General features: G+C 64.3%; 13 protein-coding genes. 8 read left to right on the top strand and 5 right to left on the bottom strand.

The annotated features are described in order from the left end of the window. Position 1 precedes the first annotated feature (1 nt). Genes ACWW1C_RS23415 through ACWW1C_RS23405 form a run of 3 tightly spaced genes read left to right on the top strand, consistent with a single transcriptional unit; the run spans position 2 to position 4,658 of the window. Positions 2-1,495, top strand: a complete 1,494-nt coding sequence (locus ACWW1C_RS23415) for a hypothetical protein (protein ID WP_455980494.1) — start codon at positions 2-4, stop codon at positions 1,493-1,495. Then, complete coding sequence (locus tag ACWW1C_RS23410; RefSeq protein ID WP_455980493.1) at positions 1,492-2,979, top strand: glycosyltransferase; 1,488 nt, start codon at positions 1,492-1,494, stop codon at positions 2,977-2,979. The genes ACWW1C_RS23415 and ACWW1C_RS23410 overlap by 4 nt, the downstream gene beginning before the upstream one ends. Continuing rightward, on the top strand, positions 2,976-4,658 hold the full coding sequence (locus tag ACWW1C_RS23405) for an ABC transporter (protein ID WP_455980492.1): 1,683 nt from the start codon (positions 2,976-2,978) through the stop codon (positions 4,656-4,658). Before ACWW1C_RS23410 ends, ACWW1C_RS23405 begins: the two co-directional genes overlap by 4 nt. A 5-nt stretch (positions 4,659-4,663) precedes the next feature. Here the strand turns inward: ACWW1C_RS23405 and ACWW1C_RS23400 are convergent, their stop codons facing one another. Genes ACWW1C_RS23400 through ACWW1C_RS23385 form a run of 4 tightly spaced genes read right to left on the bottom strand, consistent with a single transcriptional unit; the run spans position 4,664 to position 8,094 of the window. Further along, a complete protein-coding gene (locus ACWW1C_RS23400) occupies positions 4,664-5,101 on the bottom strand; it encodes a hypothetical protein (RefSeq protein WP_455980491.1) in 438 nt (145 codons plus the stop codon). Between the two features lie 17 nt (positions 5,102-5,118). Further along, positions 5,119-5,562 carry a hypothetical protein gene (locus ACWW1C_RS23395; protein ID WP_455980490.1) on the bottom strand — a complete coding sequence of 148 codons (444 nt, stop codon included), beginning with the start codon at positions 5,560-5,562 and terminating at the stop codon, positions 5,119-5,121. 1 nt (position 5,563) lies between these two features. Beyond that, on the bottom strand, positions 5,564-6,922 hold the full coding sequence (locus tag ACWW1C_RS23390) for an alpha/beta hydrolase (RefSeq protein ID WP_455980489.1): 1,359 nt from the start codon (positions 6,920-6,922) through the stop codon (positions 5,564-5,566). Continuing rightward, entirely contained in the window at positions 6,919-8,094 is a 1,176-nt protein-coding gene (locus tag ACWW1C_RS23385; protein ID WP_455980488.1) for a lipase family protein, read from the bottom strand. Before ACWW1C_RS23385 ends, ACWW1C_RS23390 begins: the two co-directional genes overlap by 4 nt. A gap of 278 nt (positions 8,095-8,372) precedes the next feature. Between ACWW1C_RS23385 and ACWW1C_RS23380 the strand changes: the two genes are divergently transcribed. Further along, positions 8,373-9,962, top strand: a complete 1,590-nt coding sequence (locus tag ACWW1C_RS23380; protein ID WP_455980487.1) for a DUF1254 domain-containing protein — start codon at positions 8,373-8,375, stop codon at positions 9,960-9,962. A 46-nt stretch (positions 9,963-10,008) separates the two neighbouring features. Beyond that, positions 10,009-11,556, top strand: a complete 1,548-nt coding sequence (locus ACWW1C_RS23375; RefSeq protein WP_455980486.1) for a DUF1254 domain-containing protein — start codon at positions 10,009-10,011, stop codon at positions 11,554-11,556. Between the two features lie 29 nt (positions 11,557-11,585). Here ACWW1C_RS23375 and ACWW1C_RS23370 read toward each other — a convergent pair whose 3' ends face one another. Beyond that, complete coding sequence (locus tag ACWW1C_RS23370; RefSeq protein ID WP_455980485.1) at positions 11,586-12,860, bottom strand: PucR family transcriptional regulator; 1,275 nt, start codon at positions 12,858-12,860, stop codon at positions 11,586-11,588. Between the two features lie 188 nt (positions 12,861-13,048). Here ACWW1C_RS23370 and ACWW1C_RS23365 point away from each other — a divergent pair, with 188 nt between their 5' ends. From ACWW1C_RS23365 to ACWW1C_RS23355, 3 genes are read left to right on the top strand one after another with little or no spacing between them, the layout of a single operon-like run. Beyond that, positions 13,049-14,833, top strand: a complete 1,785-nt coding sequence (locus tag ACWW1C_RS23365) for a DUF3556 domain-containing protein (protein ID WP_455980484.1) — start codon at positions 13,049-13,051, stop codon at positions 14,831-14,833. A gap of 21 nt (positions 14,834-14,854) precedes the next feature. After that, complete coding sequence (locus ACWW1C_RS23360) at positions 14,855-15,616, top strand: SDR family NAD(P)-dependent oxidoreductase (protein WP_455980483.1); 762 nt, start codon at positions 14,855-14,857, stop codon at positions 15,614-15,616. 29 nt (positions 15,617-15,645) lie between these two features. Next, the gene (locus ACWW1C_RS23355; RefSeq protein WP_455980482.1) at positions 15,646-16,428 is read left to right on the top strand and encodes an SDR family NAD(P)-dependent oxidoreductase; all 783 of its coding nucleotides are present in this window, start codon (positions 15,646-15,648) and stop codon (positions 16,426-16,428) included. Positions 16,429-16,454 lie beyond the last annotated feature (26 nt).

Here is a 16,454-nt window from a genome sequence, read left to right as displayed (position 1 = left end):
CGTGCCAGAGGCGATGTCACCGGTCATCGATCCGCCGGGGCCGGCCCCGGCGTGGTTTCGCGGCACCACCGGACGGTTGGCGCTGCGCTGGAGTTACATCGCGCTCCTGACCGTCGTTGCCTTCCATCGCAGCCTGGCGATCCTGGTGCAGGCCACCGTCGGTGACACGCTCAACGGCTATATCTGGATGGTGCTGGTGGCCGGTCTGCTGGCGACCATCGGGATCGCGAGCCGCGAGCGCCGCGAATTACCGATCCACGACCGGGAGACCGACATCATCGTGGGCGCGATGGTGCTGGGTGTCGCACTGCTGCTGCACGGGGTGCTGCTGGCGCGCTACCCGGTCTATTTCAGCTTGTTGCGGCTCGATCTGGTGGCGATGGGGTGGTTCGTCCTCGGGTGCACCATCGTGTTGTTCGGTCTACGCCCGGTGATCCGGTACGCGCCGGTGTGGATCATCCTCCTGCTGCTCTTCCCGTTGCCCTATCACGTGCTGGTCGTAGCCCTCGGCAGTAACCGGGCGGCCGCAGCGCTGGCGACCCTCGTGGTGCCGGCGTGGGCGGCGGGGATATGGGTGGGCAGCACCCGCAGTCGCGCACTCACCGGCGCGGCAATGGCGTTCGGCGTGGGGCTGGCTGTGGTTGCGGTGATGGTGGCGGCCACACCGGAGGCGTCGTTGTTCGCCTACCAGGTGATCCCGTCGCTGACTGCGGTCGTGGTGACGGTGGCCGTGCGGTGTCGGCGCGGTTCGATTCGGCGGCCACCTGCGCGGGACTTGGTCCCGCTGGCAACCAAACAGGTGTGGTCGGCCGTGCCGATGGTCGCGGTGGTGGCAGTACTCCTGGCCCTGGTGCCGCTGCCGCGGATGTCCCTTCCGAACGACGTCGCGGCGTCCGGCACCGGATTCTGGAAGCCGCTGCGGGTGCCGCCCGGCTGGCATGAGGAGCAGGAGGCCCAATACCCGAGGGTGGCCCGCCTCTACGGGGCGGATGCGGCCTTCATCCGTCAACAGATCCGAGCGGATGTAGGTAACCCGAAGTGGGACAAGTGGTCTCAGCCGCGCCTCGTCGTGATCGACTCCATCTCGACACGCAATCCTTTCGCCTTCGAGGTGTATCCGAGCATCACGTTGTATCCGTTGCCCCGATCACGGGTCAGCCCGCCGCGGGCGGTCGATCTCGGTGCCGGCGTCGTCGCCCAATTGTTTTCGGCGACCGATGACCAGTTGCTGGTCACCTGGAACGTCATGGTGTGGACCTGGCACCACCGATCGGCGGCACAGCGGATCCTGATGTTCTCGGTTGATTTTCACGAAGACGGGGCGCCCATCCCCGAGCCCGGGCACTCGGTGCCCAGCGTGCTCAACTCACTGCTGGTGGTGCTGTTCCGGGGTAACGCCGCGGTCTCCAACCAGGCCGCACAATTCAAGGACGCCGACATGCTGGCCGAGGTCGGCCGCAAAGTCGTTGCGGCCCAACTCGAGGCGCGCGCATGAGAGTCGAGTACGAACACCGCGATCGGTTGCTGTCGGTGGAGTCGGCGACCGAGGCCCAGAAGCAGCGGGCGCTGCACCGCGCCGTCGACGGTCTGCGCGAGGACGACCCGCTCCGTTCGGCGTCGGTGCCGGTGCTCGGCTGGCAACGCGCCGCGTTGTGGGGTCTGCTCGCGGCGACCGTGGTGTGCGCGGCGCTGTGGCCCAAGATCACCGCGGTTACCTTCGTAGGATTGTGCACGCTGGCTTACGTGGTGTCGATGGTAGACCGCATCTTGACCTTCCGGACCGGCCTGGCGGCGCGAGCGATCGTCATCTCCGATGACGCGGCGCGCGCCATCTCCGATGCGGACCTGCCGGACTACACAATTCTGGTACCCGCGTACAACGAGCCGGAAGTCGTGGCCAACCTGGTGGGTTCGATGGCCGCCCTTGAATACCCGAGGGAAAAGTTGCAGGTGCTGTTGCTGCTGGAGGCGGACGACGATGTCACCATCGCGGCCGCAAAAGATTGCGCGGACATCGATTACGTGAGCATCCTGCTGGTGCCGCCGGCCGAGCCGCGCACCAAACCCAAGGCCTGCAACTACGGGCTGCAGTTCGCCACCGGCGAGATCGTCACCATCTACGACGCCGAGGACGTGCCAGAGCCCCTGCAGCTCCGCAGGGTGGTGGCGGCGTTCCGTCAGCTGCCCGACAACACCGCATGTGTCCAGGCCAAGCTGGCTTACTACAACGGTCACCAGAACGTGCTGACCGGTTGGTTCACCGCCGAGTACGGCCTGTGGTTCGGCTACCTGTTGCCCGGCCTGATGCGCAGCAATTCCCCGATTCCGTTGGGCGGCACCTCGAATCATCTGCTGCACCCGGTGCTGGACAAGATCGGCGCCTGGGACCCGCACAACGTCACCGAGGATGCCGACCTCGGCCTGCGGATCGCCGCGTCGGGATATCAGACCGCCATCGTGGACTCGGTGACGCTCGAAGAAGCGAACAGCGATCCGATCAACTGGGTGCGCCAGCGCTCCCGCTGGTTGAAGGGGTACCTGCAGACGTGGCTGGTCCAGATGCGACGTCCGTGGCAGTTGTTGCGCACCTTGGGTTTCCGGAATTTCGTGCGGTTCAACGTGGTGTTGTTCGGGACGCCGATCATCGCCGTGATGAATCTGTTGTTCTGGCTCATCACGGTGCTGTGGTTCCTCGGGCAGCCGTCCGCCATCGAGGCCGTGTTCCCCTGGTACATCTACTTTCCGTCGCTCGCTGCACTGTCCATCGGCAACATCGCAACCATCTACATGAGTCTCATCGCGCTGCGCGAGGACGACCGCGCCGACCTGCTGTGGCCAGCGCTGAGCGTGCCGCTCTTCTGGTTGATGATGAGCGTCGCCGCGGCGAAGGGCACCTACCAGCTGATCCGCAAACCGTCGTACTGGGAGAAGACATTCCACGGACTGGCGGATCAACCTGGCGCGGATGACACGACATGAGGCGGCTCGCTGCACTGACCGACAGTCGGGTGCGGTGGCTCGCGTTCGCGGTCGCCTTCGTCTGCTATGCGTCGGCCGGGTACTGGCTGCAGGTACGGCACGGCTTCATCATCGGTGATGCGCTGGCCCGCGTGGCAGCCGCACAGAGTGTGCTGTTCAGCCGGTCTCCGCACGTGGCCGCAATCGGATTCATCTTCACTCCGCTGACGGCGGCGGTCCAGATTCCGCTCGTCGCCCTTGCTCCGCTGTGGCCGGACGCCGTGGCCCGGGCGTTCACCGGGTCCCTGATGTCGGCTGCCTTCATGGCCGGCGCCGGGTACCAGATTCTCGGCATCGGAATGGATCGCGGTGTGCCGCGCAGCTTCACGCTGTCCATCGCTGCGTTGTTCGCGCTGAACCCGATGATCATCTTCTACGGTTCCAACGGCATGAGTGAGGCGCCGTTCATCTTCTTCATCGTGTGGTCCGCCCGGCGGCTGATCATGTGGATGGTCGACGACGACGTGCATCACCTCGTCGTGGCCGGGGGCGTCGCGATGGGCCTGGCCTATCTGACGCGCTACGACGCGGCGGCGGTGATCGCGGCTGCCGGGTTCCTGGTTGCCGTCACCACTTTCGCGCGAGCGGCGAAGTCGCCGCGGTTCAAGCGAGCCTTGATGGACATGGTCTTGGTGAGTGGGCCGGGGTTCCTGTCGTTCATCGGTTGGGCGGTGGCCAGCTGGCTCATCACGGGACTGGCATTCGCGCAATTCAGTTCGCAGTACGGCAACAGCGCGATCCTGGCGCAGGAGGGTGGCGCGCCCAAATCGTCGATGTGGGAAGGGACCGTCTATTCGATGGCGTCCTTCTCCCTGCTCGCGGTGGCACTGGCGCCGTTGGTCATCTGGGCGGTGGTGGCCCGCTGGCGCCGGCCCGGGTGGCCCATGCTGGTCGCTCCGCTGGCGATCTTCGGCGCCGTACTGGCCTTCCAGGTCTATACCTTTTCGAAGGGCGCGACGTTCCCTTTCCTGCGGTACTACATCATCGCGATCCCGTTCGCGGCGGCGATCACCTTCTTCTGTGTGCCCAACGGACCGCTGCGGGAGCCCACCCGGCGCGGCAATTACGCAGTGCCTGAATCTGACCCGCCGCAGCGGCCGCGGCGCTGGGCGTACGTGGCACCCGTCCTGATCCTCGCGGTGTGCGCGCCTGTCGCGGGCTTCGGCATGTCGTCACAGAAGTACGCGCCGCAGGAGTACGGGCTGGGCGCACTGTTCGCGTCGCCGGACGCGACGGGGCAACGAAACCTGGACCAACGCAGGTTGGCCGCGGCGTTCTCGACAGAGCGGGAGATCGCCGCGTATCTCGACCGGATGCAACTGCCCGACGGGTCGATCCTGGCGGACCCGGTATACGCCTTTTCGATCATCGTCGCGTCGCGGCACCCACGAATGTTCGTGGTGCCGTCGGACCCCGATTTCGTCGCGATTCTCAACGATCCGACCGCGAACAGGATCCGGTACATGCTGGCGGTGCCGAACAAGGGCCGCGGTACCGCGGACGCGCTCAATCTGCGCTATCCGACGCTCTACGAAACTGGCGGCAGCGTTGCCACCTTGGAGCTGGAAGTGCCCAATGATGGTAAAGACCAACCGGTTTGGCGACTCTACCGAGTCCACGAGGCGCTTCCGGCGTCCTGAAACGACTACTCGGTCAGGTATTCCCGCGTGCTGCCCCCGGTCGCCAGCCCGATGATGCCGACCGTGATGATGACGGCCGACGCGGCGATCTGGGCCAGCAGGACCGGTTCCCGCGGGAACACCTCGAACGCGAACAAGGCAAAGGCCAGGCTGGCAACGGGATTGGTGACGCTCATGGCGGCCACGGCCGGAGGCAGGGTGCCCGAAGCAAAAGCCAGCTGGCCCAACACCACACCGCCGAGTACAGAGACAGGGACCGCACAGAGCGGCCAGTCGGTCAACATGTCGGCCAGGCCGCCGTGCGCGTAGTCGCGCAGCGCCAGCTTCATGAATCCCGCGCTCATCGCCTGGAACAACCCGGTGCCGGTGCCCAGCAGCATGCTGGCGAGCCAACTGGGGGAGCGGCGGCTCACCGCCACCAGCACCGCGGTCGCGCACAGCACGCAGACCAAGGTGAGGATTATGCGCGGCGGTCGGGGCGCCCGGTTAAACCCATCCGGCCTTCGGTGGACAGCAGCAACGTGATCCCGCCGCATACCGCGACGGCGGACAGGCCATCACGGACGGCGGGCCAGCGGTGGCGCTGCAGTGAGGCCAGCGCGAGCACGAACAGCAGCTGCGTCGCGATCAGCGGTTGAACTGTCGCGACGGTGCCGACGGCAAGTGCCGCGGCGTGGAACGCGAACGCGCCGAAGTTGGCCAGGACGCCCCATTGCCAGGTTCGGTTCCCGGGCAGGCCTCGCAGCAGGTGCTTGGCGCCGGCGGATTCCTGCACCGACGTCTTGGCGGCGCCGGCCATGACCTCTTGCGAGCCCCTCCGCTGCAGGTGTGCCGCAAGCGCGAACAGGTACGCGGCCATGAGCGCGAGGGCGATGACGAGACTCATCTGCGGCGGGGCGCCCATCTCAGCCGCCCGGCAGCGCTCTGGCTCGGACGTCGGGTGTCCCGAGCTGGTACGCCAGCCATGGCAGTGCGGCCGCGAAACCCGCTCCCGCGGACTGGAAGTCGTGCTGTCCGCCATACCCGACCACCGCGCACTCGATGTTGTGCCCGCTCAGCAGCCCACACAACTTGTCGGCGTTGGCTTCGTGGTCATCCTTGTACGCATCCCAGTCCGCAGCAGGATCCGATGGGGTGTCTGTGCCGGGGCGATGGACAGTCGGGACATGGCCCGATACGCCCATCCAGGCTGCCATCTTGTCGTACCGGCCGTGCGCAAGCACCACCGATCGGGGATCGAAAGCGGCCCAGGCGCTTGCATCACCGCCGAACAGCCGACCGATGGTCTGCGGTTTGGTCCCCGCATTGGGTCCCAATTGACCATCGAGGGCAACGAAGGCGCTGAACTTGTCCGGGTTGCGTACCGCGGTGGTCAGCGCGCAGGTGCCCCCCGATGACCAACCGACCAGCCCCCAGTTGGCCGCTTTCGGGCTGACGTTGAAGTGTGAGACCAGGTACGGCACCACATCTTTGGTGAGGTGGTCGGCAGCGTTGCCGCGGGGACCGTTGACGCACTCGGTGTCATTGTCGAATTTGCCTGTGGTGTCGGGAAACACGACGATCGGGGTGTTGCCGTAATGCACGGCGGCAAACCTGTCGAGAGTCTTGAGCGCATCGCCGGATTCCAGCCAGTCATTGGGATGGCTGAACTCGGCCCCGATCATCATGACCGCGGGCAATTTCGGGGGTGGGCTGCTTCTGAACCATGCAGGTGGCAGGTAGACCAGTTCCGTGCGATGCGCGAATCCTGATTCGTCACCGGGGATGGTCACTGCTACTACGGTGCCGCGGATGGGCTGTTCACCGCGCGCGATCATCGCGGCGAGTTGATCTTGGTCGATCCACTGGTCGGGCTGCGCCTGCGTGAGGCGGTGCCACGCCGCCTTCACGGTGGGCAGGTAGCCGGTTGCAGTGTTGAGGGCCGCGAACGCGCATAGCACCGCAAGCGGGATGGCCAGTACGGACACGACTCGTTGCCACCATGAGCCGCCTCGCCAGCCGAAAACCAGAATCGCCGTGGCGAAGCCGACCATGAAATCCCAGAACACCGTGCCGAACGAGACGGCATCGGCGGACCAGCCTTGGTCGTTGACGAACAGCCGCATTGCGGCCGCGAGCCCGGTTCCGGTCAGCACCGCTGCGGGTACCCAGTGCCGGAGCCATGTTGTGGACCGGTGCCGTCCGACCGCGCCGGCGATCGCCGCGATGGCGAGTACCTGCAACGCCGTAGGGATCAAGCCGCTGGTCAGTGACAGGTTCGTCATTTGCGCCCCGCGCAATCGTTGGTGGCGGGAACAGATTTGAATCTGGCATTGATCCACGCCAGTGCGGTGGTGATGTCGGTTTGTGGGTCGGGACGCTGCTGGATGGTGATGGTGTCTGCCATCTTGCACGCCGCTGCCAGTGCGCGATTGGTCCACTCGAACGGGGGTACCTGATCAGCGGTGTGGTAGCTGACCAGCATGGGCGCCAGGGCGGGCCCCTGCGGCAGGTTCGTCTTCCGGAGGTACCCGCGCAAGGTGGACAGTGCGTCGGGTCCGGACGGTTTGAGGTCCGCGGGCGCGATCGTCGATGCGATGACTTCCAGTTTGTCGGATCGGCAACCCATCAAAGCATCCCATTGCTGTTGGGCGGTGCCACGCCTGAAGTCATCCAGTTCTACGTCGTACTGATACTCACGATGCATTGCCGCCAGATACCGGGCGAACACCACCTTCTGGCCGTCGCTGAGGGTGCCCGCCTGCGCGGCGTCGGCCAACCCCATGACGTCCGCCATCGGTGAAATGCTGACCACACCAACGAGTTTCATGCCCCATCCGTAGCCATCGGCCAGCTCGTTCGCGGCCCACGCGGCTTGTCCGCCTTCGCGCGCCCCTAGTGCGACCCATGATGTCGACGACTGCGGCACGATGGTGTGCGTGGCCCGGACTGCATCGATCATGTTGTAGCCGGCGGTGGTTGAATCCAGGTACGGGTAGTAGTGGTTGTAGTCGTCGTCGGTGACGGCCGGCTTGCCGAGGCCTTGATAGTCCGGAACGGCCACCACGTAACCGGCTCGCAGCAATGTGGCGACGGTCGGAGCCAGGCCGAGCAACGTCGGAGACTGCGATGGTGCGCAATCAGGATTGATTCCGGTGACCGGGTGTCCCAGCGCGGCGATGGGGAAGCCGCCAACCGGCGGTGTGCTTTTCGGGACCAACACGACCGCGCTCACATGGGTGCCGCCATCGTTGACTCCCGAACGTGAGACGTAGGTGACGGTGTCGATGGATGCGGCGACGTCCCGCAGGGTGGGGTCGATAGCGGTGACCGGGACAGCTGTCGGTCGCTCGTCGGCGCTATCCTCTGTCGGTTTGCTGGCGTTGTCGGTGGCCGTGCCGCTGCAGCTGGCGAGCAATACCATCGCGACCGACAGCGTCGCCAACGTCCGAATCATCAACCGATCCCCTTAGCCGACATCCCAATTCGATCGTAGGCGGCGACCGTGTCCAAGCCGTGGAAACGCGCAAACGGATCCATCCGCGCGTCCATTCACGCCGGTCGAATGGCCATCAACGCCTCTCACCCAAAATGGGTGAGAGGCAAAGCCTCAAGGGCAGCAATCCAATTCGATTCCGCTGGACCGTCCCGGAGCCGCGGCAGTGGCGGTAGTTTGTGAATCAAGTGGAAATGTCTGCAGCCGAGACTGTGATGCGAAGATGGGATTGCCGCACCGTGAGCGACTTGAACCGTAGGCAGCTTCTTCAGGCGACCGGCGTGACCGCGGCGACCGTCACTGCCGCAATCGGAGTGGCGGCGTGCGGAACAAAGGAGGAGGCCCCACCTCCTGAGGCGAACTCGCCCGGCCGTTTCAGGGCGCTGGCCGATGCTGAATTCCAGGGTGGGTACCCCACGGAGCAGGCCGCCAGCCTCCTCAGCGACGAGCTGTACTTCCAGCGGGCGGTGCAGGCCTACCTGTGGGCGCTGCCGGCCGTGAACATGTACGCCATGAAGAAGGGCCTCGGGGCGGTCGCCGGTACCGGCTACAACGTGATGTCTGTGTACGAGAAGCGGCTCAAGCCCAACACCGTCATCACCACACCGAACTCGGATGTCATCTACTGCATGGGTTTTGCGGATCTGAGTCAAACCGGGCCATTGGTGCTGGAGGCGCCCCCGAAGATCCAGGGCCTGATGGACGACTTCTGGCACCGACCGCTGACCGGACCGAACATCAACGGTGTGCAGTATCTGGGCGATATCGGTATCCCCGGCCCGGATCGGGGCAACGGTGGTAAGTACTTGGTGGTTCCGACCGGTCAGACGATCGAAGACCTCGGAGTCGACCCGAAGGACTACTACCTCTATGAGTGCTCGACCAACGGGGTGTTCATTTTTCAGCGCGGCTTCTTCCAGTCTGTCGACGACCTGACACCCGGCGTCAAAGCGGTTGAAGGATTGGTTGTCCGACCGCTGAAGGGCGCCGCCGAGCCGATGAAGTTCCAGCACGTTTCCGATCTCCCGGCCAACGCGCTTTTCGCGCACGATGCCAGTTACTTCGACATGCTCAACGAGCTGATCCAGAGTGAGCGGCTGGATTCCGTCGATCCGTATATGCATGGCACTCTTGCCGCCCTGGGAATCGCCAAGGGCGGCAAATTCGAACCCAGCGCGCGGCAGCGCGAACTGCTCGATCTCGGTGCGCGCACCGCGTGGAAGATGGCGAAAAACATTGCCGCGCACTTCGACCAGGAGACCAATGCGCTGTGGTGGTCCGACCGGCATTGGGTGGCGCACGCCAAGACGGAACTCGACGACTTTTGGCACACATTGCTCGACGAGCAGTTCCGCGACCGGAAGACGGGCTATACCGATGTCAACGCCAAGGCGCATATGTTCATCAATGCCTACTCGATCAGCACCGGAATGATGAGCTCGATCGTAGGAGCAGGGGCCAAATATGGGGCGGCATACAAGGACAGCAAGGGCGAGTATCTTCGCGGCGAGAACACCTACACCATCGATCTGCCGGCCAACCCGCCGGCGAATATCCTGTGGTCGGTGACTGTCTACGATGCCGAAACCGCTTCCGGGGTGGATGTTCCAGGGCAGTCGTACCCGTCACTCAACTCGATGAACAATCTGAAGTTCAATCCCGACGGATCGGTCACTTTCCATATCGGACCCAATCCGCCCGATGGAGCCACCAACTGGCTCAAGACGGTATCCGGCAAAGGCTGGTTCAGCCTGATCCGTTGGTACGGCCCCAAACAAGAGTTCTTCGATCACAAGTACAAGCCCGGAGACTTCGTCAAAGTGTCATAGCGGTCAGCGGCCGGTCGAATCATTTTGCAGAAAGGTATTTTTCGCCATGATCAATGAACTGTCCCGTCGATCGGCACTGCGTACCGCGGGGTTGGCCGCAGCTTCGGCGGGCGCGGTCGTCGTTGCCGCGGCTTGCTCCGGCACCGAACAGAAGGGTGGCGCCGGCGAGACATCGTCCGGTGCGTCGTCGACTGCCGCGGCCCCCGGCACCAATGGTGCCCAAGCCTCCCCGGTGACGCAACCGGCGTCGGGCGTTGCCATGACACCCGGGTATGCCAGGACCGTCGCTCAGATGGCCTATGTGTGGGGCTGGCCGCTGGTCAACATGATCAACCGAAACGACACCATCACCAAGGCGCCGCACCCGGGGCTGCTGGGCGGCGTGCTGCCGATCGCCCCCCAAGGGCGGCTGGCCATGTTGTCGAACTACATCGAGCCCAGCGAAACCTTCGTCACCTGTCCGAATCAGGACGTGGTGTACGGACTGTCATACATGTCGCTGGACGAGCAGCCGGTGATCGTCCAGGTACCCGATTTCGGTGACCGGTTCTGGGTGTACGCGCTCAGTGATGCCCGCACCGACCAGTTCGGCGAGCTGGGCAAGCCGTACGGGACCAAGCCGGGTTTCTATCTGCTGGCGGGGCCGAACTGGAAGGGTGACAAGCCAGGCGGTGTCGAGGCGGTCATCCGGTCGTCGACGCCGCTGGCCATTGCGCTGCCCCGTGTCTTCATGGACGACACGCCCGAGGATCGGGTGGCCATCCAGTCGGTGATCAACCAGATCAACATCTATCCGCTCAGCGAATTCGACGGCAAGATGAAGAACGTCGAATGGGCCAAGCTGCCGACCATTCCGGCCCCGCCCGCTGATCCAGCTGCCGGTGAGACCAAATGGGTTGTGCCGGAAAAGTTTTTCGATCAGCTTCCGCAGGCGCTCGACACCATCGCGCCGTTGCCTGGTGAGGAAGCGCTGTACGCCCAGTTCCGGTCTCTGCTCGATGCGGCCAAACAGGATCCGGCCATTCACCAGGTGCTGGTCGACACGGCCGTGGCGAGTGAGCGCGACGTCATCGCACCGTTTTTCGAGTGGGTGCACAACGGCCGCCCGGCCGGCAACGGCTGGAACCGCTCGACCAACAATGCCCAGTGGGGTGTCGACTATTTCAACCGCACCGGTACCGCGAGGTCGAACATGTTCGACAACCGGCCCACCGAAACCCAGTATTTCTACACGGACAACGACGCCAGTGGTGTCGCTCTGGTGGGTGTGCGCAATTACAAGGTGACGTTCCCGGCCGGGCAGGAGCCGCCGGTCAACGGCTTCACATCGCTCACGCTGTACAACGACAAGCACCTGTTCCACGCAAACCAGCTGAATCGGTACTCGCTGGGTACCAAGAACAAGAACCTGGTGCGGGGACCGGACGGCTCATTGACCATCTACGCGGGGTCGAAATCGCCTGGGCCGGACAAGGAATCGAACTGGCTGCCGGCGCCCGACGGGCACTTTTCGCTGTACATCCGAGCGTACTGGGGCAAAGAGGCCATCCTCGACGGCAGTTGGAAACCGCCTGCGGTGGAGGTCATTCCGTAGCGCGGTCGTACTGACCGGCAGTGGGCCGATCAGGCAGTCGGCGGGTGTCCGAGCATATGCCGCGCCAGCAGTGCAAGCTCGACGTCCAGCCGGTCGTCAGAGATGGGTCGGCCGCGCCGTTCGACGGCTCGTTGTACGCGGTATTTGACCGAATTATGGTGCAAGTTGAGAAGTTCCGCCGCAGCCTTGTAACTCGATCCTGCGGCGAGGAACACTCGTAGCGTCTCCCGGAGGCGGGCGTCGTTGGCGGTGTCGGAGGCCAGAGCGCCCAAGATTTCGGTGATCCATCGACGGGTTTGCCCGACGTTCTCGGTCAGCAATGCGGTGGCTCCGACGCCGGGGTCGCCGGCGGCGATGATGTAATGAGCTTGCCTGCCGAGCTGTGCGACACGGTAGGCGAGCTGCGCGTGCTGGTGCGATCGCCGGAAACCGGCCAAGCCTGATTGAGGTGTGCCAATGGCCACCGCCGGCGCGTCGTCGGCCTGCTCGACGAAGCGTTTGATCCGCTGTACCGCACCATCAACGACGTTGTCGTGCAGTGCAAACCAGGCCCATCCGCTGGCCCGGTCCGCCGGTACGAACAGCGGACCGACGCGGACTTCGAGCACCTCGGCAAGATCGTTGACGAATCGTTCGAGTCGTATCAGGTCACCGCCGGCAGCGACTTTGCCGTCGGACCAGAGCACCAGTGCCAGATGCTGCTGCCGTAGCGGGTACCGGATGGCGGTCGTCGCGGTGTCGATATCGGTGTCGTCGTCACTGGCCAGAAGCTCACGCACCCTGATGGCCCGAATGCTGTTGCGGTTGTTCAGCCATTGCTCGCGTTCGGTCTCGTACGTAGCAATGACTTGTTGGGAGATCCAGTCGATGTACCGGAACGTGACGCCGTTTATCTCTTCGTAGGTGGCCAGTGCGTCGTCGGCATTGAAATCGGCGCGCCTGACTTCGGTGTAAACCGCTGACAGCATGGCCCGGTGTCCAAGCCGGTACGCACGGACCAATGCCGCAACCGGGGTGCCGTTCTGGGCGAGACGGCGGGCGTATTCGAGTGCTGCGGTTGGTGGCTCAACTCGTTCGATGCTGATGTTGTAGCGCAACGCGTCCAGGACGGTTTCGACGTTGCCGGCGGTACTTGCGCGCAGCAACTCAAGCGGCTGCAAGTCGCCCGAGAGCTCTGCGATCTCGGAGACGAGCCGATCGGTGATCAAGTCCACGACAGCGTCCGCCTGCTCACTGAGCCGATCGATGATGAGCGCGACGTTTGCGCCGACGCCGGCGATGTTGTCCTCATCGCGACTGTTCATGGTCGACAACGGTAGTGCGCAGTTGCGCGGCTGTATCGCGAGTTTTTGTTTTCGGACTCCAAAACCGCTGCGTGATTTCGGCGCGCGGACACGATGTGGAGCCCATCACTGTCGAAATACCTTTCTGGTGTTCATCACAAAAGGGCATCGCGATGTGCGCGCGACCATCCCGAACAAGGAGCGACGAGATGGGATTCACCCAACCCGACCTACCCGCTGTCGATCCCGAGGAGTTCCTGCGCAAACCGCTGATGGAGCGGCTGCGCATTCTTGCTGTCAACTGGGTGGACCACGGATTCGGCTCGCCCTACCTGGTGCACGCCATTTACCTGACCAAGCTGGCGTTCTTCTATGCGCTGGGCGGCATTGTGGTGGCCACACTGACGTCCGGGCTGCCGGCGTTCTGGCATGTGTCGCAATGGTGGGACCAGCCGATCGTCTACCAGAAGGCCGTCCTGTGGACGGTGCTGCTGGAGACCATCGGAGTGGCCGGTTCCTGGGGGCCGCTGGCCGGCAAGGTCAAGCCGATGACCGGTGGCATCCTGTTCTGGGCCCGGCCGGGCACCATCCGTCTGCGGCCCTACGCATGGATGCCGTTCACCGCGGGGGATCAGCGCACCTTCGCTGACGTGCTGATCTACCTCGCACTGATCGTATCGGTCGCCATCCCGTTGTTCACGCCGGGTATTTCCAGCGAATCGCTGTTGAAAGCTTTGCCGCACAACATATCCGGCGTGGTCGATCCAAAGATGATGATCGCCCCGATGGTGCTGTTGGTCCTGATCGGGTTGCGTGACAAGACGATCTTCCTGGGCGCTCGTGGCGAGCAGTACCTGCCGGCGATGTTCTTCTTCACGGTGTTGCCGTTCACCGACATGATCATCGCGCTGAAGCTGCTGATCGTGGTGGTGTGGGTCGGTGCCGGAATCTCCAAGTTCGGCCGGCATTTCGCAAACGTCATTCCACCCATGGTGTGCAACAGCCCACTGATCCCGTTCACGTGGCTCAAACACGCGCAGTATCGCAACTTCCCGCACGACCTGCGGCCGTCGAAGACCGCCGAATTCATGGCGCATGTCATGGGCACCACCGTCGAAATCCTCGCGCCACTGACCCTGCTGCTGTGCCCGGACAGGACCGTCGTCATCGCCGCAGTGATTCTGATGGTCGCCTTCCACCTGTTCATCGTCTCGACATTCCCACTGGCCGTGCCGCTGGAATGGAACGTGCTGTTCGCCTACGCATCGATCTTTCTGTTCCTCGGCTTCCCGGCATGGCACGGCTACGCGGTGTCGGACATGTCCTCGCCGTGGTTGACCGCCGCGATCGTGGCCGGCCTGTGTTTCTTCCCCATCTTGGGCAATTTCCGGCCCGACAAGGTGTCCTTCCTGCCGTCCATGCGCCAGTACGCCGGCAACTGGGCTTCGGCGACGTGGGCGTTCACCCCGGGCGCGGAGGCCAAGCTGAACCGGGTGGTGCGGCCGACGTCCAACACCGTCGACCAGTTCGTCGGATTCGGCTACGAGCCACTGTGGGCCGAGGTGACCATGAATCAGCCGGTCGCCTGGCGGTCCATGCACAGCCAGGGCCGTGGCCTCTTCTCGGTGCTGCTGCGTTCGGTGCCGGACATCGAGTCCCGCGTGGTGCGCGAGGCCGAGTTCGCGTGTAACTCATTGATCGGCTTCAACTTTGGTGACGGCCATCTGCATGACGAGAGCATGATCGCCGCCGTACAGAGACAGGCTCGATTCGAACCGGGGGAGCTGATCGTGGTCTGGGTCGAATCGCAGGCTTGGGGCAGCAAGGTGCAGCACTACAAGTTGATCGACGCCGCCGTCGGGGTTGTCGAGACCGGTACCTGGAAGGTCGCCGACGCGGTCGAGGCGCAGCCGTGGCTGCCCGATGGACCGATACCCATCGAGGTCACGTGGCGCGGCAGCCGGGACCATCTGCAATCGAATCTCACTCGGTAACAACATCATCAGGAGACGTACATGAATGACCTACAGGACCGCCGCGCCATTGTCACCGGCGCCGCCCAGGGCATCGGCCTGGCCATCGCCAAGCGGCTCGTGGCCGGTGGTGCTCGCGTCGCGCTGGTGGATATCAATGGCGGCGGTGCCGAGGCCGCAGCTGCCGAGCTGGGCGGTGGATGCATCGGGCTCACCTGCGACGTGCGTTCGACCGAGCAGGTCAACGCGTCGGTCGCCACGGCCACCGAGGCATTCGGCGGCCTGGACCTGCTGGTGAACAACGCCGGCATCGAAATCGCCAAGCCGGTAACCGAACTCACCGACGACGACTTCATCTCGATCCTCGACATCAACGTCGTCGGTACCTTCCGCTTCACCAGGGCCGCGGTGCCCGCGCTCGCCGCTGCCGGTGGCTCCTCGATCGTGAACCTGGGCTCGATCGCCTCAGTGGCGGGTGGTCCGCTGCTGAGCTCCTACTCCGCATCCAAAGGTGCGGTCCTGCGCTTCACCGAATCCGCGGCGATCGAGTTGCGTGGCGCAGGAATTCGCGTCAACGCGGTATGCCCGGGCCTCGCCGACACCCCGATGGCGGCTCGCCTGGCCGCACCGCTGGAAGCCGTCGCACCCATCACGTTCGAGGAACTGGTGGCAGTCAAGCAGGGTCGGCTGGCCGCTCCCGAGGACGTCGCCGAGACGGTGGCGTTCCTGGCATCCCAGAACTCGTCGTTCATCACCGGATCGCATTACCTGGTCGACGGTGGCCTGACCGCGAGCCTCATCTGAGCCACCGACATACCCCCGAGGAGCAATTCATGACCAACATTACGACGCAAGATGATTCGCTGGCCGGCAAGGTCGCGGTGATCACCGGCTCCGCCCGGGGCATCGGGCTGGCCATCGCCACCAAGTACGCCGCACTGGGCGCCACCGTGGTGATCTCCGACCTGGATGCGGACAGTTCCGCGGCCGCGGCAGGCCAACTGAGCGGGGCTTCCTCTTTCGCCTGTGACGTCCGCAGCGAGGACAGCGTGGCCGCGCTGATCGACCATGCCGTGTCGATGCACGGGAAGGTCGACATCGTCGTCGCCAACGCAGGCATCGCCACCCTGGCACCGGTGACCGAAATGCCGCTCGGGCAATGGCGGAACCTGATGTCCATCAATCTCGACGGTGCGTTCCTCACCGTCAAACACGGCGCACGCGCAATGTCCGCCGCCGGCACCAAGGGATCGATAATCACGATCGGCTCGATCACCGCAACGGCCGGCACGCCGTTGCTGGCGCACTACTCGGCGTCCAAGGCTGCGGTGGTGAATCTGACGAAGACCGCGGCAATCGAGCTGCGCCCGAAAGGTATTCGAGTCAATTCGATTCTTCCCGGCTTTGCGGAGACGGTACTGGTCACCGCCAACCGACAGCAGTTCGTCGACATGCTGGGCGTGGATTTCGACGAGGTCATGGCCATGCGCCAAGGCGGCTATCTCAACATCGACGACCTGGCCGAGGTCGCCGCATTCCTGGCCGGCGACCGGTCAGCGTTCTGTACAGGCAGCGAGTATGTGGTCGACGGGGGACTGACAGCCAGTCTGATGTGATTCACCCGCGACGTTGTCCAGCAACG

The sequence above is a fragment of the Mycobacterium sp. HM-7 genome (genome assembly GCF_053852335.1).
This window is presented reverse-complemented; position numbering and strand designations above follow the sequence as displayed.